The sequence below is a fragment of the Streptococcus rifensis genome (assembly GCF_053203525.1).
The window spans coordinates 20,180-39,974 of record NZ_JBRUCW010000002.1 but is presented as its reverse complement, the minus strand read 5'-3'; the positions used below and the strand labels follow the sequence as shown (position 1 = coordinate 39,974).

Annotated in this window: 20 protein-coding genes, 1 tRNA gene and 2 pseudogenes; 17 read left to right on the top strand and 6 right to left on the bottom strand. The window is 38.8% G+C overall.

From position 1 onward, the window contains the following. Positions 1-162 precede the first annotated feature (162 nt). From ACVRYP_RS01380 to pyk, 3 genes are all read left to right on the top strand, one after another. Positions 163-3,276 (top strand): DNA polymerase III subunit alpha, encoded by a 3,114-nt coding sequence (locus ACVRYP_RS01380; protein ID WP_447466987.1) that lies wholly within the window; start codon positions 163-165, stop codon positions 3,274-3,276. Between the two features lie 82 nt (positions 3,277-3,358). After that, complete coding sequence (gene pfkA, locus ACVRYP_RS01375; RefSeq protein WP_447466986.1) at positions 3,359-4,369, top strand: 6-phosphofructokinase; 1,011 nt, start codon at positions 3,359-3,361, stop codon at positions 4,367-4,369. 52 nt (positions 4,370-4,421) lie between these two features. Continuing rightward, complete coding sequence (gene pyk, locus ACVRYP_RS01370) at positions 4,422-5,927, top strand: pyruvate kinase (RefSeq protein WP_447466985.1); 1,506 nt, start codon at positions 4,422-4,424, stop codon at positions 5,925-5,927. A gap of 518 nt (positions 5,928-6,445) precedes the next feature. Here pyk and ACVRYP_RS01365 read toward each other — a convergent pair. Next, positions 6,446-6,681 (bottom strand): annotated as a pseudogene (locus tag ACVRYP_RS01365) (GNAT family N-acetyltransferase); the annotation flags it as partial. Between the two features lie 585 nt (positions 6,682-7,266). Between ACVRYP_RS01365 and ACVRYP_RS01360 the strand changes: the two are divergent. The 7 genes from ACVRYP_RS01360 to ACVRYP_RS01330 all read left to right on the top strand — a co-directional run bounded on the left by ACVRYP_RS01360 (position 7,267) and on the right by ACVRYP_RS01330 (position 10,586). Continuing rightward, positions 7,267-7,914 carry a GntR family transcriptional regulator gene (locus ACVRYP_RS01360; RefSeq protein ID WP_447466984.1) on the top strand — a complete coding sequence of 216 codons (648 nt, stop codon included), beginning with the start codon at positions 7,267-7,269 and terminating at the stop codon, positions 7,912-7,914. A gap of 231 nt (positions 7,915-8,145) precedes the next feature. Further along, complete coding sequence (gene amaP / locus ACVRYP_RS01355; protein WP_447466983.1) at positions 8,146-8,751, top strand: alkaline shock response membrane anchor protein AmaP; 606 nt, start codon at positions 8,146-8,148, stop codon at positions 8,749-8,751. 9 nt (positions 8,752-8,760) lie between these two features. Continuing rightward, positions 8,761-8,955: a DUF2273 domain-containing protein gene (locus tag ACVRYP_RS01350; RefSeq protein WP_447466982.1), complete on the top strand. Its 195-nt coding sequence runs from the start codon at positions 8,761-8,763 to the stop codon at positions 8,953-8,955. Between the two features lie 43 nt (positions 8,956-8,998). Then, positions 8,999-9,556: an Asp23/Gls24 family envelope stress response protein gene (locus ACVRYP_RS01345; RefSeq protein WP_447467138.1), complete on the top strand. Its 558-nt coding sequence runs from the start codon at positions 8,999-9,001 to the stop codon at positions 9,554-9,556. A gap of 53 nt (positions 9,557-9,609) precedes the next feature. Beyond that, positions 9,610-9,804: a CsbD family protein gene (locus ACVRYP_RS01340; RefSeq protein ID WP_447466981.1), complete on the top strand. Its 195-nt coding sequence runs from the start codon at positions 9,610-9,612 to the stop codon at positions 9,802-9,804. Between the two features lie 47 nt (positions 9,805-9,851). After that, a complete protein-coding gene (locus ACVRYP_RS01335; RefSeq protein WP_447466980.1) occupies positions 9,852-10,394 on the top strand; it encodes an Asp23/Gls24 family envelope stress response protein in 543 nt (180 codons plus the stop codon). A 120-nt stretch (positions 10,395-10,514) separates the two neighbouring features. Further along, positions 10,515-10,586: transfer RNA gene (locus ACVRYP_RS01330), tRNA-Arg, on the top strand. Positions 10,587-10,684: 98 nt separating this feature from the next. On the opposite strand, the gene rpsN is transcribed toward ACVRYP_RS01330, so the two are convergent. The 4 genes from rpsN to ACVRYP_RS01310 all read right to left on the bottom strand — a co-directional run bounded on the left by rpsN (position 10,685) and on the right by ACVRYP_RS01310 (position 13,948). Next, on the bottom strand, positions 10,685-10,954 hold the full coding sequence (rpsN, locus tag ACVRYP_RS01325) for a 30S ribosomal protein S14 (RefSeq protein ID WP_447466979.1): 270 nt from the start codon (positions 10,952-10,954) through the stop codon (positions 10,685-10,687). Positions 10,955-11,063: 109 nt separating this feature from the next. Beyond that, positions 11,064-11,897: a PepSY domain-containing protein gene (locus ACVRYP_RS01320; protein ID WP_447466978.1), complete on the bottom strand. Its 834-nt coding sequence runs from the start codon at positions 11,895-11,897 to the stop codon at positions 11,064-11,066. Between the two features lie 79 nt (positions 11,898-11,976). Next, a complete protein-coding gene (locus ACVRYP_RS01315; RefSeq protein WP_447466977.1) occupies positions 11,977-13,296 on the bottom strand; it encodes a HAMP domain-containing sensor histidine kinase in 1,320 nt (439 codons plus the stop codon). Continuing rightward, positions 13,277-13,948: a response regulator transcription factor gene (locus ACVRYP_RS01310; protein ID WP_447466976.1), complete on the bottom strand. Its 672-nt coding sequence runs from the start codon at positions 13,946-13,948 to the stop codon at positions 13,277-13,279. The genes ACVRYP_RS01315 and ACVRYP_RS01310 overlap by 20 nt, the downstream gene beginning before the upstream one ends. 223 nt (positions 13,949-14,171) lie before the next feature. Between ACVRYP_RS01310 and ACVRYP_RS01305 the strand changes: the two genes are divergently transcribed. Then, positions 14,172-15,359 carry a cation:proton antiporter domain-containing protein gene (locus ACVRYP_RS01305; protein WP_447466975.1) on the top strand — a complete coding sequence of 396 codons (1,188 nt, stop codon included), beginning with the start codon at positions 14,172-14,174 and terminating at the stop codon, positions 15,357-15,359. 61 nt (positions 15,360-15,420) lie between these two features. Here ACVRYP_RS01305 and ACVRYP_RS01300 read toward each other — a convergent pair whose 3' ends face one another. After that, positions 15,421-15,684, bottom strand: a complete 264-nt coding sequence (locus ACVRYP_RS01300) for a chorismate mutase (RefSeq protein ID WP_447466974.1) — start codon at positions 15,682-15,684, stop codon at positions 15,421-15,423. 464 nt (positions 15,685-16,148) lie between these two features. On the opposite strand from ACVRYP_RS01300, the gene ACVRYP_RS01295 reads away from it, so the two are divergent. The 6 genes and pseudogenes from ACVRYP_RS01295 to ACVRYP_RS01270 all read left to right on the top strand — a co-directional run bounded on the left by ACVRYP_RS01295 (position 16,149) and on the right by ACVRYP_RS01270 (position 19,703). Continuing rightward, positions 16,149-16,457 (top strand): hypothetical protein, encoded by a 309-nt coding sequence (locus tag ACVRYP_RS01295; protein WP_447466973.1) that lies wholly within the window; start codon positions 16,149-16,151, stop codon positions 16,455-16,457. 57 nt (positions 16,458-16,514) lie between these two features. After that, positions 16,515-17,024, top strand: coding sequence for a DUF3278 domain-containing protein (locus ACVRYP_RS01290; RefSeq protein WP_447466972.1), 510 nt, complete (start codon positions 16,515-16,517; stop codon positions 17,022-17,024). Between the two features lie 14 nt (positions 17,025-17,038). Continuing rightward, positions 17,039-17,593, top strand: a pseudogene (locus ACVRYP_RS01285) (DUF3267 domain-containing protein). Between the two features lie 23 nt (positions 17,594-17,616). Then, entirely contained in the window at positions 17,617-17,832 is a 216-nt protein-coding gene (locus tag ACVRYP_RS01280) for a helix-turn-helix transcriptional regulator (RefSeq protein ID WP_447466971.1), read from the top strand. Beyond that, complete coding sequence (locus tag ACVRYP_RS01275) at positions 17,829-18,596, top strand: DUF3169 family protein (protein WP_447466970.1); 768 nt, start codon at positions 17,829-17,831, stop codon at positions 18,594-18,596. The genes ACVRYP_RS01280 and ACVRYP_RS01275 overlap by 4 nt, the downstream gene beginning before the upstream one ends. Before the next feature lie 24 nt (positions 18,597-18,620). Continuing rightward, entirely contained in the window at positions 18,621-19,703 is a 1,083-nt protein-coding gene (locus tag ACVRYP_RS01270) for a hypothetical protein (RefSeq protein WP_447466969.1), read from the top strand. Positions 19,704-19,795 lie beyond the last annotated feature (92 nt).

The following is a 19,795-nucleotide window of genomic DNA, read 5'->3' as shown; positions in this document are numbered from 1 at the left end:
GTTTAAGCTATTTATTTGATATTAGTAAAGTATGGTACACAGCTTTTTACCCTTAACAACTAAGAAACAGAAAATCGGTTTCTATAAAAAATTAGTCTTCCCTTGATTTATGATAAAACAAGGCATTTGTCAATCTAAACCAGAATAGTGAGAGGTGACACCATGTTTGTACCTTTGGATACAAAAACTGTTTATAGCTTTATGGATAGTGTTATAGGAATCGAGTCCTACGTGGCAAGAGCCAAGGCTATGGGCTATCAATCCCTTGGTATGATGGATATAGACAACCTGTATGGCGCCTATCACTTTTTAGAGGTTTGCTATCGTTTTGGCATTCGCCCTATTCTGGGGGTGGAGATGGTGCTTGAACATAATCAACTGCCACTAAGGATTTACCTTGTCGCCCATGATACACAAGCTTATCAAGCTCTAATGAAGCTTTCTACTCAAAAAATGATGGGAGAAAACAAGGTTGAAAACCTGATGCCTTATTTAGAACAAGTGACCCTTATTTTGCCCTATCAAGAAGGCATTGATCAGATTTCTTTGGACCTGCCTTATTACATAGGTGTTTTTCCTGAGACGCCACAGCAGTCTTTTGGTCATCCGATCCTGCCGATTCAGACCGTTCGCTATTTCGATTTAGAAGAACGTCGTCTCATCCAGATGCTTCATGCTATTCGGGACAATCAGACCTTGCAAGAAACCCCTCCGATTCTAACGAAAGAAGTCCTACAGACACCGTCTGAAATGGCTCAGCTCTTTAAGGATAACTTTCCAGATGCCTTAGATAATTTGGAGGCTTTCACCTCCTCTATCGCTTATCAATTAGAGCAGTCTTTGGTCCTCCCACGTTTCAATCGGGAGAGGCCAGCCGTTGAAGAACTACGGGAACGCGCATTTGAAGGTCTTTCAGCGAAAAAGCACTTGTCTGCTGTTTACCGCGACCGCTTAGAAAAAGAACTCGATATCATTCACCAAATGGGCTTTGATGATTATTTCTTAATCGTCTGGGATTTATTACGTTTCGGACGGAGCCAAGGCTATTACATGGGGATGGGGCGTGGTTCAGCTGTCGGAAGCCTTGTTGCCTATGCTTTAGATATCACCGGCATTGATCCCGTTGACAAAAATTTACTGTTTGAACGCTTCCTTAATCTAGAGCGTTTTAGCATGCCCGATATCGATATTGATATGCCAGATGTTTATCGGCCAGAATTTATCCGCTATGTTCGGGAGAAGTATGGCAGTCGGCATGCCGCTCAAATTGTGACCTTCTCAACCTTTGGTGCGAAACAAGCAATACGTGACGTTTTTAAACGATTTGGCCTTGCTGAATACGAACTGACTAACTTGACTAAAAAAATCGGTTTTAGAGATACACTGCAATCAGCCTATGAGCGCAATGCTAGCCTTAGGCAGCACATTCTAAGCAAACCTGAATACCAAAAAGCATTTGAAATGGCAAAAGCGATTGAAGGACAGCCTCGTCAGACCTCCATTCATGCAGCAGGTGTTGTGATGAGCGACCATGATTTGACGGATCGAATTCCCTTAAAACAAGGCGAAGAAATGCATCTAACCCAATACGATGCTCATGGTGTTGAGGCAAACGGTCTACTGAAAATGGATTTTTTGGGCCTAAGAAACCTGACCTTTGTCCAACGCATGGCAGAACGCGTTGCCGATAAGTATGATGTCACTATTGATATTGCTAAGATTAATCTTGAAGACCCTGACACCTTAACCCTCTTTGCCAAGGGCCAGACTAAAGGAATTTTCCAATTTGAGGCAGCAGGAGCCATTTCACTCTTAAAACGAGTCAAACCAAGGTGTTTTGAAGATATTGTGGCGACAACGTCTTTAAATCGGCCCGGTGCTAGTGATTATATTGATAATTTCATCAAGAGACGACGGGGCAAAGAACGCGTCGATTTATTAGACCCTAGCATCTCTGATATCTTAGAGCCGACCTATGGGATTATGCTCTATCAAGAACAGGTGATGCAAATTGCCCAACGTTACGCTGGCTTTAGCCTGGGTAAGGCTGATATTTTAAGACGGGCCATGGGTAAGAAAAAACCTGAAGAAATGGCTGCCATGGCTTCGGAATTCATGACAGGCGCCCTCAAAAACGGCCATTCTGAGCACCACGCCAAACACTTATTTGCCATGATGGAAAAGTTTGCCGGCTATGGGTTTAACCGTTCGCATGCTTACGCTTATGCAGCCTTGGCCTTTCAGCTAGCCTATTTTAAAGCTCACTATCCGGATGTCTTCTTTGATGTCATGCTCAATTATTCTAATAGTGGCTATATCGAAGATGCTCTGACCTTTGATTTTCAAGTAGCTCAGTTACACATTAACACGGTTCCTTATTATGATAAGTTTGACAAAGGAAAGATTTATCTTGGTTTAAAAAATATTAAAGGGTTACCTAAAGATTTTTTTCACTGGATTATTGATCATCGTCCTTTTGTCAGTATAGAGGATTTTGTTCACCGCCTTCCAGAGCAATACGCCAAGCCTGCCCTAATAGAGCCACTGATTAAGATTGGCTTGTTTGACCAATTTGAACGAAATCGTCAAAAAGTCCTGGTTAATTATCAAGGTCTCCGTGAACACCATAAACTAGGGCAGTCAAATCTCTTTGAGGATAATCCTGATATGGCCTATGGTTGGACAGACGTTGCTGATTTTTCAGAGATTGAAAAATTTCACCAAGAGCAAGAAATCATGGGAATTGGGCTCAGTCCACATCCCTTAGTTACACTAGCGCGGCATGCTGTTTATCCCATCACACCAATCCGAGATTTAGTTGCCGAGGAGCAGGGGCAAATCATGGCCGAAGTACTAGATATTCGTCAAATTCGCACTAAAAAAGGGCAACCCATGGCTTTTCTAAAAGTAACAGACGCTATCAACCAGATGGAAATCACTGTCTTTCCAGATGTTTATGTAGCTATTGGGAGAACGCTTGAAATCGGACAGTTTTATTACTTGTCTGGAAAAATCCAAGCCCGTGATGGTCAGCTACAAATGCTTTTGGAAAAAGCACTTAGCGTCCCAACTGAAAAATTCTGGATCCAAGTTGAAAATCATGACGATGATGAGCTAATTGCTAGATTACTGAAAGAGTATCCTGGGCCAATTCCGGTTGTCCTGCGCTATAAAGAATCCAATGAAACTGTTCAACTTAAATACCTAGGAGTTAAGAAAACGGAATCATTAGTAGAAGCATTTGAAAAAAGAAATATGAAAACGATTTTTTACTAATTTTTTGTGATAAGACAAGCATTACTAGGGGTTTTATGTTATAATAAATGGGTTAGAAACTAAAAAGGGAGCAAGAGTTAAAATGAAACGAATTGCTGTTTTAACCAGTGGTGGAGACGCCCCTGGTATGAACGCGGCAGCGCGTGCAGTTGTGCGAAAAGCCATCGCAGAGGGTATGGAAGTATATGGAATCCAGCACGGTTATGCTGGTATGGTTGATGGAGAAATTTTCCCACTTGATTCACGAGCGGTTGGGGATAAAATCTCACGTGGAGGAACTTTCCTATACTCAGCTCGTTATCCAGAATTTGCATCACTTGAAGGCCAATTAAAAGGCATCGAACAACTGAAGAAATATGGCATTGAAGGTGTTGTTGTGATCGGTGGTGATGGTTCTTATCATGGTGCTATGCGCCTTACTGAACATGGTTTTCCAGCAGTAGGTGTGCCTGGGACAATAGATAATGATATCGTCGGTACTGACTTCACTATTGGATTTGATACTGCTGTGAATACTGCTATGGAATCCATTGACCGCTTACGAGACACATCATCCAGTCACCGTCGGACCTTTATTGTTGAGGTAATGGGACGCCATGCTGGAGATATTGCTCTTTGGTCAGGAATTGCTTCAGGAGCTGATCAAATCATCATTCCAGAACATCCTTATGATATTCAAAAAGTCGTTGAAAATATCAATGTTGGTTTTGCTAACGGAAAAAATCACCACATTATTGTCTTAGCTGAAGGTGTTAAATCGAGTACTGAATTCGCTAAAGATTTAAAGGCAGCTGGTTATGTCGGAGACTTACGCTTTACTGATCTTGGGCATACGCAGCGCGGTGGTTCGCCGACTGCCCGCGATCGCGTCTTAGCTTCTCGTTTAGGAGCTCGTGCAGTTGAATTGCTTAAAGAAGGTATTGGTGGTGTAGCAGTTGGTATCCAGGATGAGGAAATTGTAACAAGTCCAATTCTTGGAACTGCTGAAGAAGGAGCCCTCTTTAGTCTTGGGGACGATCGTGAGATTATTGTCAATAACCCTCATAAAGCCGATATTGATTTAATTAAGTTAAACGAAGACTTATCTATTTAAACGTGTTATTATTGCCATTAAAGGCCTAAAATAAAAGGAGACAAACATAATCATGAACAAACGTGTTAAAATCGTTGCTACCCTTGGACCTGCCGTTGAAACTCGCGGCGGTAAAAAATATGGAGATGACGGTTATTGGGGCGAGCCTCTTGATGTTGAAACATCAGCGCAAACCATTGCTAAATTGATCGAAGAAGGCGCTAATACTTTCCGTTTCAACTTCTCACACGGTGATCACGAAGAGCAGGGTGCCCGTATGGCAACGGTTAAACGTGCTGAAGAAATTGCTGGAAAACGCGTCGGTTTTCTTTTGGATACTAAGGGACCTGAAATCCGTACGGAATTGTTTGAAGGCGATGCTAAAGAGTATAGCTACACAACTGGCGATCAGATCCGTGTTGCAACTAAGCAGGGGATTAAATCAACACGTGATGTGATTGCTTTGAACGTTGCTGGTGGACTAGATGTTTTTGATGATGTTGAAGTTGGCAAACAAATCCTTATCGACGATGGGAAACTTGGTTTGACAGTTATCGCTAAAGATGAAGAAACACGTGAGTTTATTGTTGGTGTTGAGAATGACGGTATCATTGCAAAGCAAAAAGGTGTAAACATCCCTTACACTAAAATTCCATTCCCAGCCTTGGCTGACCGAGATAATGCGGATATTCGTTTTGGTTTGGAACAAGGCATTAACTTCATCGCCATTTCATTTGTTCGCACAGCTAAGGATGTTGAAGAAGTGCGTGCTATTTGTGAAGAGACTGGAAATGGTCATGTTAAACTTTTTGCTAAGATTGAGAACCAACAAGGTATTGACAATATCGATGAAATCATCGGAGCAGCTGATGGTATCATGGTAGCTCGTGGCGATATGGGTATTGAAGTACCATTTGAAATGGTACCAGTATACCAAAAAATGATTATCACTAAGGTTAATGCGGCAGGAAAAGTTGTTATCACAGCAACTAACATGCTTGAAACCATGACCGAAAAACCTCGTGCGACGCGCTCTGAAGTATCTGACGTTTTCAATGCTGTTATCGACGGCACAGATGCTACCATGCTTTCAGGTGAATCTGCAAATGGTAAGTACCCTGTGGAATCTGTTCGCACAATGGCTCAAATCGCTAAAAATGCACAAGGTCTTCTTAGCGAATATGGTCGTTTAGATTCTACTGAATTTGAACGATCAGGTAAAACAGAAGTGATGGCTTCTGCTGTTAAAAACGCTACAGAATCAATGGACATCAAATTGGTTGTATGTATCACTCAGACTGGTAAAACAGCTCGTTTAATTTCTAAATACCGTCCAGAATCTGACATATTAGCAGTAACTTTTGATGAATTGACACAACGTAGCTTGACACTTAACTGGGGTGTCATTCCAGTTGTAACTACAAAACCAAACTCAACTGATGATATGTTTGTATTAGCTGAGGAACAAGCTTTGAAACATGGTCTTGTTGAATCAGGTGACGATATTGTTATCGTAGCTGGAGTACCTGTTGGTGTTGCCGGCTCTACAAACACAATGCGAGTTCGAACTGTTCGTTAACTATAATATTAAAAATGACGCTGGATATATTGTCCGGCGTTTTTTTACTTATGGTGTTTAAGAGTTGCAGTAATCGTTTTTCTGACACGAAGTTCAATTAAAATCAGCTCTTTGTCAACTGTAGTGGGTTGGTGAAAAGCTAACATCTGGAGAGAAACAATTTGGTTCTCTCTTTTGATGTTTAAAGCAATGAGAATTTTCGTTTAAAAGTTGTCATCTTCCGAAACTCAAAAGCATCTGATTTTAGCATTTCATTTATGGATGGGGTAGACACTATTTGTCAGCATTTTAAGAAGTAGGCCTATAGGAAAACATTCAAACAAAACAAAAAGGACTTATCCCTTTGTAGCACTAAAATCAAACTCTTACAATTATATTTTAGGATTATCTCTTGGGACGAGTTCATTTTCATTATACTTTGTTTCTAGATGTGTGATATTTCAATCTATTCTAAAATACGATTGTGTAGATTGATCCTGTATATCATTTTATCAATCCATTTGTCCTTTTCAAATGCTACCACTTTTTAGAAAAACAGCAAATATATATACCTGATCCTTTTCCCACAGTATTTTATGTCTATCAATCAAGCTATCATCCCAATCCCTATCACACATAGACATATCACGTTTTCCGTCATCAAACGGGTTTAACGATTTCCACGATTTGCAAAACTGGTGTAGCAGCTTGCATAATCCCCTTCTTCGAGTGGCCGTATGACCAATCGTTTTGTTTCTAACATAAATTTATTCAAATTTGACTTCCCTCTTTCTGAAATAAAAAATAGAACGTGTTTTAATTACAGTTTCCATGGCACTTCCTCCTTGTAATAATACTTGTAATAATAATAGTAACTCTATTATTCGAAATAAGATGCTTAAAAACAAAATAAAGGTCTAAAACCATGTCATTTCACTTATACTAATGACTGAATGTAAAGCATCAGGTCCTTGAAGAAACTGGCTTCCTTTTGCAGTAGTAAAAAAAGAGTAAGATTTTTTAGTACATATTCATTGAGTGTAATATTTTTCAATTCTGTAGACATCTACCTCAGATATTCTATTTTATAGTTTTTCCAGGTATATACGTTTTTTAACAATTCCTATGGTGAGCCCTTAAAATTTAACGGTTTTGATTTTATTTCTTTAATGTATTATAATGATAGTAGAAGGGTTGTGGCTAAGTGACGGATTTTAGCTGATAGGAATGCTATTTTTGTCTAGGTCTTTTGCTTCTGTCACATATTGGCTTGCAAATCCCTAATAATCTACTTTTAACTAACCATATAAACGAAATCTATTGCCACTATATGCTTGGAGTGGCTAGAAGGAGGAGGACAATGCCTAAAGTTGACGTCTTAAATGTAAGTTATCAAAAAGTTGCCTTAGAAATTGCTAAACAAATTTCAGAAGGTAAGTACAAGGTTGGTGAACGTGTTAAATCGCGTTCGACTCTAGCAGCCTTTTTTCATGTATCTCCTGAAACTGCCCGTAAAGCCATTAACATCCTAGCTGATTTAAATATCATGAAAGTCAAGCAAGGTAGTGGAGCAACAGTCATCTCAAAGGAGAAAGCGGAGCAATATGTTCAGCAATTTGAAGCAACGACGACACTTAAACGTCTTGAGAAGGAGTTGGAGGCTAGCCTCAAGCGGCAAAATGCCGAGCTACTCCGGACGAAAGAACTGGCGCAAGCCATCAGTAATCAAGCAACTCTTGTCCATAAAGAATACCCGTTTCATCCTTTTGAAATGGTAGTGCCTAGCTCAGATCAATTAGGTAAAAATATAAGTGAACTAAATATCTGGCACCAAACAGGCGCTACTATCATTGCTGTAATGCGAAATGACAAAATAATTCTTTCTCCCGGTCCCTACCTCTCAATTGAAGAGGGAGATACATTCTATTTTGTAGGAAACGAGGAATCGCAAGCAAGGATGAGAAATCTCTTTGGCCAAACCGACAGTGTGATAAAAAATGAAGATTAAGATTGGCTTGTGTACTCTTAAAGGACCAGGATTTTAACCTGACCATCAATATCTGTTTGAAATACAAACAGGCTTTGATGGTTTTTTTGTTTATAAAATTTTAAAATGAAGCTTTATACTTGCAATTATAAAAATAAAACGGTATACTGACAATATAGATTCAAAAAGGTGTGGTCACTTTTAAAGAAATTTTATCTTTTCTTAGATTAGGGGTAAAAAGGAGGACAATAAATGTCAAAAAATAAAAAAATAGTAATATGGATAATAGGGTTATGGGGAATGTTGCTTCTGGGGTTTAATGTTTTTGCTTACCATGAAGCTGCAAGACATAGTTTAATTTCATTAGGCCTAAATACTAATTGGTTGACAAGACTGGTTAATCAAATGAATTTTAGAACACCACCAGTCAATCCGTTTTTAGGTCAGATAATTTTTTGGAGCTCACTCATTCTCTTATCTTTGATTTTTATAGCTTTGCTAATTATTTCGTTTTATCCAAAATCAAGAACAAGGATTAACCTTAAGGAGAGTCAAGGAAGCCTTGATTTATCAAAATCAGCAATTGACGGACTAGTAAAATCAGTTGTTTCTGAACAAAGTTTTATGAGGAACCCTTCAATCTCTTCAAAGCTCTATAAAAATAAGATTAAAGTTGATGTTAAAGGTGGTATTATACCGCGAGTAGCAGTAGCAGAAAAAGCGAGATTACTTGAGGAAGGGATTACTCGTACATTACAAGAATTCGTTGGTGTCGACTATCCTTTAAAATGTAAAGTTATAGTAACAGACACAGAAGAAATGAGACTATCTTCTTCTGAAAGTCCAAGAGTAGTTTAGGAGGAAAATATGGAATTTTTAAATCGATACAAGTATCCTATAGTTGGAGGCTTAATAGGGTTAATTCTCGTTTCATTAATTATGACCCTAGGATTTTGGAAAACAATACTATTAATTTTAGCAGTTGGAATTTTTGCATACTTAGGAGCACTTTTTCAAGATTCTGGGCTTCTTGAAGCAATCGCCAATCGAATGAAGCGCTAAAACTAAATAACAACTTAAACAAAAAATATATAAAAAAGCATATATAAAGGAGACTTATATGACAAATACTTATGAATCAAAAGAAATCTTACCTGTTGAATCTCATGATCTTAATCCTAGTTTTACAGCTGGTTTATTAACTTATGAGGATAAAGTTATTGAGAAAATTGTTGGTTATGCTCTTGAGTCTGTAGATGGGTTGCTATCAGTAGATGGCGGATTCTTCAATAATATTAAAAATAAAGTGGTAAATTCAACCAATGTAAGAGATGGCATAAATGTTGAAGTTGGTCATCGTCAAGTTGCAGTGGATTTGAACGTGGTTGTTGAATATCAGAAACATGTTGCTACAATTTTCGATAACATTAAGCAAGTTATTATTGATGAAGTAGGTCGCATGACAGACTTGGAAGTTGTTGAAGTTAATGTTAATGTTGTGGATATAAAAACTAAGGCTCAACACGAGGCTGATTCTAAAACGGTTCAAGATCAGGTTTCACAGGCTGTTCAAACCACAGGCGATTTTACTTCTACGCAGATTAATAATGCTAAAACAGCTATCTCTGATGGAACCCAATCTCAACAGCCTCGTGTTGTCTAACATATGCTTTCTCTAATAAACTATAGAATAAATAATAATAAGGAGTATTTAAAATGTCTAAAGAAAAATTTGGCGCTAAGATTGATCAAGCAAAGGGTGGTATAAAAGAAGCCGCTGGGAAAATCACTGGTAATAAAGGGATGCAAGCGGAAGGGAAAACTGAAAAATTAGCTGGTAAAGCTAAAGAATTTGCGAAAGATGTTAAAGATACTGTATCAGGAGCAATTGATAAGGTTACAGACAAATAATTTTTTAAACAAATAAATTTACCTAAATAATGGAAAGAGGTTTAAATATGACAAATACTCATCAAAATGAAATCAACCAACTATCTGTAGATCATGAAGGTTCAAATCTACGTGGTACCATCACTTATGAGAATAAGGTGATTGAGAAAATTGTTGGTAAATCACTTGAAACTGTTCCTGGTTTGTTAGCCGTCAGTGGGGGTTTCTTCTCTAATATTAAAAATAAAACGATTAATTCTGACAATGTTACTGAAGGAGTAAATGTTGAAGTTGGTCAAAAAGAGGTTGCAGTTGATTTAGACATCATAGTTGAATATGGTAAGGACATTCCTAATATTGTAGATCAAATGAAGGAAGTAATCAGTTCAGCTGTTTCTGAAATGACTCATTTAAATGTTGTTGAAGTGAATGTCAATGTTGTCGATGCCAAAACAAAAGCCGAGCATGAGGAAGATTCAATCACAGTTCAAGATAGACTTTCTGAAGCTGCAAAAGCTACCGGGGAATTCGCATCAAAACAAAGTGCTAACGTTAAAAATGCTGTTGACAACAGTGCGCAAGCTATTAATTCTGATAAGCGAGTTTATTAAAATAATATTTGTGACTAACGAAATTGAGCTAGGCTCAGTTTCGTTTTCTTCATTTGATCATTTTAAAATTTAAGCTTGACAAGTTTTTGATAATTCAGTATGCTAAGGTTATCTGATTTTCTCCCCTTAGTTAAGTGGATATAACAAGTTCCTCCTAAGAATTAGTCGCTGGTTCGATTCCGGCAGGGGAGATTATTTATGCTTTTCCAAACTTTTTTAAATAGTGATGAGTCTGCTTTAAAACAAAAAGGCCTAAAGGGGCCTTTTTGTGGAATGAAAATGAAAGCAGTTTACCAGCTAGCTTTTTTGACACCAGGTAATTGCCCTTTATGGGCCAATTCACGGAAAGTAATCCGACTAACACCAAACTTTCGCATGTAAGCATGAGGCCTTCCGTCTGTTCTATCCCTATTTTTTAAACGATTAGGATTCGAATCCCTAGGAAGTTTACGCAGTGCTTCGTAATTACCTGCTGCCTTCAGTTCGCGCCTTAAATCAGCATACTGCTCAATGAGTTTCACTTGCTTATTGTAACGTGCTATTTTGGATTTTTTTGCCATGAATTCTCCTTGTCTAAACTAACTTAACTAGTTAACTGTATATAGTATACCAGTTAAGTTTATAGAATGCAAGAAAAAACCACAATATTCCTGTGGCTTTTTCAAGTAGTTAATCATTATCGCGTTCAGCACTAGTTTTTAGAACTTCTCCAGTAGTAGCGTCAATATCTAAGTCGTATGCAATACCATCTGCATAAGCTGTAATATCGTAGATAAGGCGATTATTGTAGTCGTCCTTTTCTTGGCTTAGTTCTATTTCAGTGAAAACCAAGTTGCTAGCTTGGGTCGATTTTGAGACAATTTCCTTAACTTGATCAATTGAAAGTTTAGCTGAAGCTGTCAGGGCTGATGGACTGGTTTTGATGGTGTCCTCTTTTTCGTGGGACAAAACGCTGCCGGCCTGCGCATCAAGTTCTAGTTCATGAGTAGTGGTCCCGTCAGTAACTTTAACCTTAAAGATTTGTTTGCCGTCCTCTGTGCTTGTCTGCAGTTTAGCATAGTTGAGGTCACTGTGACCAATGGCTTCACCAACCTTAGCCTTGATCTCGGTCTCAGTAAGGGTTGATTGGTTAGAAGTAACTGAAACATCAGGTGAGCTACTAGTAGATGTTAGTTGTTCTTCCGATGCGCTGGTGACCTCCCCTGTAACCGCATCGACTTCATAATCATATTCGGTTTGATCTTTAAAAGCTTCAATCTCATAATAAGGATTGATACGGTCATCATCTGTTTCGAGTTGTACCTTGGAAAAGGTTAAATCTGTCTGGCCTGTCTTTTCACTGACAATTCGCTTGGCTTCAACTTCTGAAATAGTGTTTGTTGATTGCCTGATTGCCAGTGTTTGCCGTTCACTTCTGTCTTCCAATAATTCTGAGCCTAAAGCGAGTCCGCCAAAAGCAATGACTCCTGCCCCGAGTCCTAAGAGTAGTGTTTTCTTTTTCATAGACATAATCGTCACCTCTTTTATTTAAAATTTTAGGATGCTTATCCTTATAGTTAAAGTATAGCAAGCTAAGATGAATCTAAGATGAAGAGGGGAAAAAAATTTCAAAGGTTGTTTTTTCAGGAAGACTTGTCACAGTGACTTTTGCCTGATGGAGCTCGGCTATTTTCTTAACAAAGGAGAGACCTAGGCCCAAACTCTGGCCATGACGTGACTGATCTTCCTGGTAAAAGCGATCCCATATATAATCAATATCCCTATCTGGAATTTGTGGACCATCATTACTGATTGCTAAGTGAATTTGATTTTCTTGCTGATAGGCCTTAATGTGGATATGTTTCTGGCTAAACTTGACGGCGTTACTCATGAGATTGTCCAGTAGCCGGTAGAGTAAATCAGTTTGTCCTTTTATCTTAAGATTTTCTTCAATGGAAACTTGGAGTTTTTTATCTTGAGAGTGGGCTAAGGCTTCAAAATCTGGGATTTGCTTACCTAACCAGCTCGATAAAGATAGCGTCTCTAGAGTTACATGTTCTGTTTTGTCCATACGTGTCATATCAAGAAGGTTCGTAACCAAGCGATTCATTTGTCGGGTCTGGCGTTGAATGATTGTTAGAGAATCTGTCACCTCAGGGGATAAGTGCTTTAGGCTACTAGCATACTGAGTTTCGGAGTGGATTATTGTTAACGGGGTACGCAATTCATGGGAGACATCGCTGGTGAACTGGCGTTCCCGTTCGTAGGAGGATTCTACCTTTTCTAGCATACGGTTAAAAGAAAATCCAAGCTGGTGCAGTTCTTTCGGTGTTTTTTCTGTTGTAATCCGTTGGGAGAGATCTAGGTGATCTTCGATTTGTTTAGCTGTTCTCGAGAAATCTTGTAAGGGAGCAAGGGCGCGCTTTATGATGAGGTGACCGCCCCCAAGCACTAAGATTAAGACAATGGGTAAGAGAATTAGCAAAATAATCGACAGATTTTGACTGATAAGATCAGTTTGTTGGAGGGACAGGACGCCACGAAACCAAATTTGGCTGTCAGCATGGTAATGGTCGTAATACAGAAATTTACGATTATCTACAGTAATCTCAGCCATTTGCTGATCAATAAAGTCAGCAGTAATGGTGACCGGTAACTGCCCCTCTAACAGCTGTCCCTCTTGGTTGTAGTAGGAGAGGTATACGCCATCATCAAAGGCTTCAAAATCTCCCTCCTGCTGGTCACCGATGCTATCGCTGACGGCTGCTTGTAGCTGCTCTCTGGCACTTTGCCCCATGTAAAAATCTGACAAGAGGTAAATTGCTGTAAAAAGAAAGAGGCTTAATAGCATAAAAAAGCTACTGTACCAGAGGGTCATGCGTTTTGATATAGATAAACCGGCTTTAGGAGCTGTGAATAACATAGCCTAACCCCCTTTTCGTTTCGATAATGGTGTCATCAGTGACTTCTGCTAGTTTTTTACGGATATTTTTGATCAAAACATCTACGATATTAGAACCCCCTTCATAGTCTAAATCCCAAACATGACTTAGAATTTGGTCACGGCTTAGAATATGGTCTAAATGTTGCATCAAATAGAGAAGGACCTGGTATTCTTTGGCAGTGAGAGGTAGTACTTGGTTATCAAAACTGGCAACTTTCTGCACAGTATCCAGCATCAAGGCTCCTTTTATGAGTTGGTTGCTTGTTTGATGAAATTGTTGTCTAGCCTGTACCCGTAAGCGAGCCAAAAGCTCTTCAAATTCAAAGGGTTTCACAATGTAGTCATCAGCTCCAGCATCCAAGCCCTTAATTCTGTCTTCCAGGCTATCGCGCGCTGTCAGAAAGATAACTTTTGTCGTATTCTGACAATCTCGAAGGGTTTTTAAAAAGCTAAAGCCATCGAGATGAGGCATCATAACATCACAGATGATAACATCATATGGACTGATGGCAACATAGTCGAGGGCTTCTTGACCATCAAAAGCACTGTCGACTGTGTAATTTTCAGACCGTAAGCGTTTGGTTAGATTTCGATTTAAATCGAGCTCGTCCTCAACAAGTAAAATTTTCATAGCTAATCCTCTCTCAGTCTTGCTATAACTAGTATAGCATGGAAAGATGAAGATGGGATGAATAAGTGTTGGAAAGAGGAGGAGAGAAGCTGTTAAAAAGAGAGTTTGACCTTCTATCAGTATTTGATAGATCTTTCCCTTTATGTTAAAATAATAACAATTTAAAAACAACTGGAATGATCGGATGTGTAACGTTATTCCGTTAGCTATTAAAGGAGTTTTTATGTTAGCCTCTCTCGGCTTTATTTTTCTTTTTGGGCTCTTGTTTGCCTCTCTTTTTCAGCGGGTAAACCTACCCCGTATTATTGGAATGTTGCTGGCTGGTATCTTAATCGGTCCATTTGCCTTAAATTTACTAGATGCCACTATTCTTGAGATTTCGGGGGATTTAAGGAGGATTGCCTTAATCGTCATTCTCTTAAAGGCTGGTCTAACCTTAAATCTGGCAGATCTCAAAAAAGTAGGACGACCAGCTATCCTCATGGCTTTTCTTCCAGCTAGTTTTGAAATAGTAGCCTATTACCTTTTAGCTCCGAGCTTGCTAGGCATCAGCCCTATCGATGCCTTGGTCATGGGGGCTGTCTTAGCGGCGGTGTCGCCAGCGGTTGTCATCCCTCGTATGGTTTACATGATTGAAAATGGCGTCGGCAGTGAAAAAAAGATTCCACAATTGATTCTGGCCGGTGCTTCCTGTGATGATATCTTTGTCATTGTCCTCTTTAGTAGCTTTACGAGTATGGCCCAGGGCCAACAGCTATCTGCCATCAGTTTTCTTAATATTCCCCTGTCCATTATTTTAGGTCTTCTCATGGGAGCGGGCCTAGGACTTGTTCTTTCTTATCTTTGGGAATGGTTTGCAGTTAAGAAGCGTGCTGTGAGATCCAGTCTTAAACTTTTAATCCTTCTTTCCCTAGCCTTCTTGCTAATGGCCTTAGAAGGCTGGTTAGATGGTTGGATTCCGTTTTCTGGCCTACTAGCTGTTGTTAGTATGGCTGTCGCTTTAAAAGTTAAAAGTCCCCATGCTGTCACAAGTCACTTGTCTGAAAAAATGAGCAAGGTCTGGTTGGGAGCAGAAGTATTGCTCTTTGTCCTTGTTGGAGCTGCGGTCGATGTCCGCTATACGCTGGGAGCTGGTCTGATGGCAGTGCTTCTAATCTTTGGCGCTCTTTTGATTCGCACCATCGGTGTTATGCTGTCACTCTATGGAATGCCGTTATCCCCTAAAGAAAAATTATTTTGCGTCATTGCTTACCTGCCAAAGGCTACTGTTCAAGCAGCCATAGGCTCTGTGCCCCTTTCTCTTGGTCTAGAATCAGGACCAATCATCCTGGCAGTAGCCGTGCTTGGTATTCTGATCACAGCGCCTTTAGGAGCCATTGGCATAGATTATTCCTATAAGAAGCTTCTCTGATATGACAAAGCCCTCTAATCGCTGATTAGAGGGCTAATTTGCTATTATAGGCTTATAAAAATCATTGTTTCGCTTGATATTCTCTGGAGCGGGCCATCATGTCGGAGAAGGTTGCCACAATCGTCTCTTCATAGCTCTTTTCTTGGACTAATTGAGCCACTTTATCAAGAACGGCTTGTTCGCGCCCGCTGTCCAGCACAGGGATGGCATACGCTTTTTTATAAGCGATGACCTGACTCACCTCTGTCATTCGCTTTTCCAAAAGAGCAACCAATTCACGGTCAATCTGATCAATATGCTGACGGCTGGTTTCTAAATCTTGCATAACTACCTCCAAAACCTTTGTACTATTGTAACAAAAAAAACAAAAGGAGGCTAGTTTATGACTATTTCTAGGGACAAATCTAGTCAAATTGACTATAATCCTTGCCTTTTTGACAATAGGTGTAGTTATTTTGACTAGAATTATTATTTTTTTGACAAATATAATTGTCAAAATGAAAATGAAGTGTTACAATAAAACCATCAAAAGGAGATGTAAGGAGCTAAGAAGTATTAAATTTTTAAAATAGCTCCCACAAAAAGTTACAATACTAGAAGTGTTGATCTGTTTAGTACTTCTTACCATGTTATTCTTAGATATATTTAAGATTCAGGCCATTAGCAGAGAATTCCTGCTTATCCTCATCTGTCTATTTTGTGTAGTTGATGAAAACACAAAGAAAGACAAGAGAAAAGAAACAGGTGAATAAGAAATGAAAAAATCATCTATCAAGGAGAAATAAATATATGGAAACAGTTTTAGCATTGTGGGCTGTTTATTATGCCTATACCAGTCAAAGAAAAGTGAAGACACTTAATCTTAAACTCAAAAAATTTGAACGCAAAAATAAAGGAGAAAACACCATATCACAACTTATCACCAAATTAATCAATCAAAATGTCCAAGTTAGCTTTTATTCTCAATTAGAATCCTATGTTTGGACAAACCTGGAAGTAGATGAAGAATGGGTAAAATTAACCAAAAGCACTAAAAAAGGAAAAGTAACAACATGCTTGGTACGCGTAGATGATATCAAAACGATCGAGTTAGTTTAATACTGTTTTCATAAAAATTTAATTATGCAATCAGCGGAAAGAATTGAGGAATGAAAGATGCCAAAAGAAAATATTTATTTGAAAGCTATTCAATACTTTTACGGTGTTCCAGGGGAACTAGATGAAAAAGACCACAAGGCACTAACTACCTTTGGGAATAATGTGTACATGTCCCTTATAACCGTTATATTCTTTTCCTTTATCATTGGCCTATTTATGAATAAAGATGTGGTAACGTATAGTGTCTTTGTGACAATAATCGTTGCCCTGTTTCGACAAGATGTTCTTGTGAAGAAGCTTGGAGTGGATAAATTATATATTCAGAAGTCTGAGGTGCAGCAGGCACAGGGAAAAATGTTCCGCAGAACGCTTGCCCAAACAGGAATGCTAGTAGTATTGTCCATTATCGTGAGCTTGGCCTTATGGCAATCAGGGATTCCGCAAGAGAGTGGAACGAGTGCCTCAATCTATTTCCAAATAGTATTACCAGGAACCGTTGCTATGATGTCGGTCATCGGATTTATCAGTATCTTTATCGCTAATCGTCGTAAGATTGAGGTCAAGTAAGGAGGATAGTCTATATGAAACTTTTATATGAATTAAATATTTTAACGAGTAAAAAAATTGCTTTTTGGCTTAATGTTGGGGCGCTTGTCTTGCTTTTTCCATTCTCTTTCCTCTTTAGTTACCTTGTTATCATCCTAGGGGGAAAAACACAAGAATATGTCTTTGGTATTGGAGAAATCTTTCTATAATTGTTTGGATTTCTTGTGCTTATTGTGGTACATGAGTTGATCCATGGTCTTTTCTTTAAAATTTTTAAGCCTGAAAACAAGGTAAAATTTGGGATTAAATGGAAGCAAGGCATGGCCTATGCGACTAGTCCAGGGTCACTTTACATAAGAGGTCAAATGCTTGTGATAAGTCTAGCACCTTTTGTTCTTATCACTATTGGATTAACAATAGCACTTGTACTGGGATGGCTATCACCCACTCTTTATCTTCTGTTAGCAGCAATGCATGCAGCTTGTTGCATTGGTGATTTTTATTACACCTATCTTTTAGTGGTGAAATATAGAAACTGTCATATTTTGGTAGAAGATACTGAGACAGGTCTATTGATTTACCAAGCTTAACTTATAAACATTAGGAGGTTAATATGACACTGATATTAAAAAATCGGCTCAAGGAATTACGAGCCAGAGATGGGGTTAACCAGACCGAGATGGCAAAACTGGCAGAAGTATCTCGCCAGACCATCAGTCTGATTGAGCGAGGGGAATATACCCCATCTGTCATTATTGCATTAAAGATTGCTCAAGTATTCAATGAGCCACTAGAAAATGTCTTTCGGATTGAGGAGGTAGGAGAATGAAACAAGGAAAACAATTAACACTAGGAAAACGAATTTTACGCAATGTTCTCATCTTTCTTTCGGGAGTGCTCGGAGCTGGTATTTTGGCATTTCTTGCAGGATTTTTTGAAGGGGCTGGTATTGATTTAGATCTCATCTTTAATGGAAAGAATTTACAAATACTATTACGTCTTTTCGTCGTTGTTCTCTTTCTTGCCTTTTTGATTTTGATTTATCGCGCTCGTAAAAGCCATACTCTTTACCAAATGATTGATGAAGAAGAGGACGAGCAATTGGAAATGGTTTACAAACAGATGCACCGCCATCTCGAATATGCGACCATTATTTTCAATATCATGTCAGTTGTTTCACTTTTACTTATTATGATGAGTTTTTCTATTATTTTTAAAGAAGACTCGGCCAGCATGGATTTTCAAATTTTAGATTTTCTTTTGACCATGGGTATTTTGATTGGTGGACAAATTTTAGTGTTTAAGACTACTCAAAAGATTCGGGAATACAGATTGTCAGCCTTCCCAACTATCAATGAGGTAAAAGACTATGTCTATTCCTTGGATGAAGGTGAGCAGCAAGTTAACTTTGAACAGGCCTTTCTCACCGTCTTTAATCTCAATCAACGCGTGCTACCTGCTTTGTATGTATCTGTCTTTGTATTGGATATTATATTACAAGAAAAACAGTATGTGGCTTACCTGGTTCTAGCGATTGTCCATGTTTATATCAATGTAACCAATATGAATATGGTCCGGAAGTACTTTAAATAAAGGTTAAGTCATAGGGGGAGAGTTATGAAAAAGTTTTTGAAGGTGTTAGGGAGTTTGGTTCCGTTGGTCTTTTTTGGTGTGATAGGCTATTTTGCTGGCGTCCAAGCAGGAAGAAATTCGGCTGATGTTGTTATTTTTCCTGGATTATTATTTCTTTATACTGTGATTGCTGGAATACTGCAATTAGCGATTCATGAAGCAGGTCACTTGGTGTTTGGGCTTTTAACTGGCTACCGTTTCCTAAGTTACCGAATTTTAAACCTACATTGGCAAAAGCAAAAGGATGGTCGCTTACGGTTTAGTTTTCATTCTGTTCCAGGAACTTTGGGTCAATGCTTGATGATTCCGCCTTCGCCAGTTGATGGTAAAATCCCTTATGTATTATACAATCTTGGAGGAGGTCTGGCTAACTTGATTTCAGTAGGTGTATGGTATCTCACCAGCTTGACAGACTGGGTAAGTCCAGAATTTGGAAATACATTTGCCCTGTTGGGGCTGATGTTCGCTGTGGTGAATCTGGTCCCAACTTCAAGCCTGATTACAAATGATGGTGCTAATATTGTGAGTATTAAAAAGCATCCAAAAGGAGCACTTTTCTTCTGGTCAACATTAGCCATGAATGCCAAGTTAGCAGAAGGTGTGGCATTAAAAGATTTGGATGATACTTATTTCATCCCGATTGATAAAGAAGACTTGACGAATGCGATGGCGTTTGGCATGGCAGTGAATACCGTATCTCGTATGATGGATAAAGGAGATTTTATCGGTGCTCGAAATTATCTTCTAGACCTTAAGCTGACGGAGCAAAAAACGCTTGAGATTTATACGATTTTTGCAAAAACGTTGCTCGGTTATTGTGATTTAATGCTTGATGATTCGACTGAAGTTTCTTTCTCTAAGAAAGAATGGAAAACAGTTCAGAACTTAGCCAACTCTCAGCCAGCTTTCCTAGTCTTTCTCTATGCTTACCACATGCTTGTGGAGAAGGATGAGCAAAAAGCAGAGAAGCATCTGGAGAAGTTTTACAAACTGAAGAAGACCTACCATCTACCAGTAGAATACATTTCGGAAGAACGGAATCTGGCAATCTTAAAACAAAAGTTATAACAATAAAGACAGAACTTCATCTCTGTCTTTTCTTTTTCATCTTGACAAATTTTTTTAAAATCTTATATTAAATCATAAATGGTTTTGGAGGG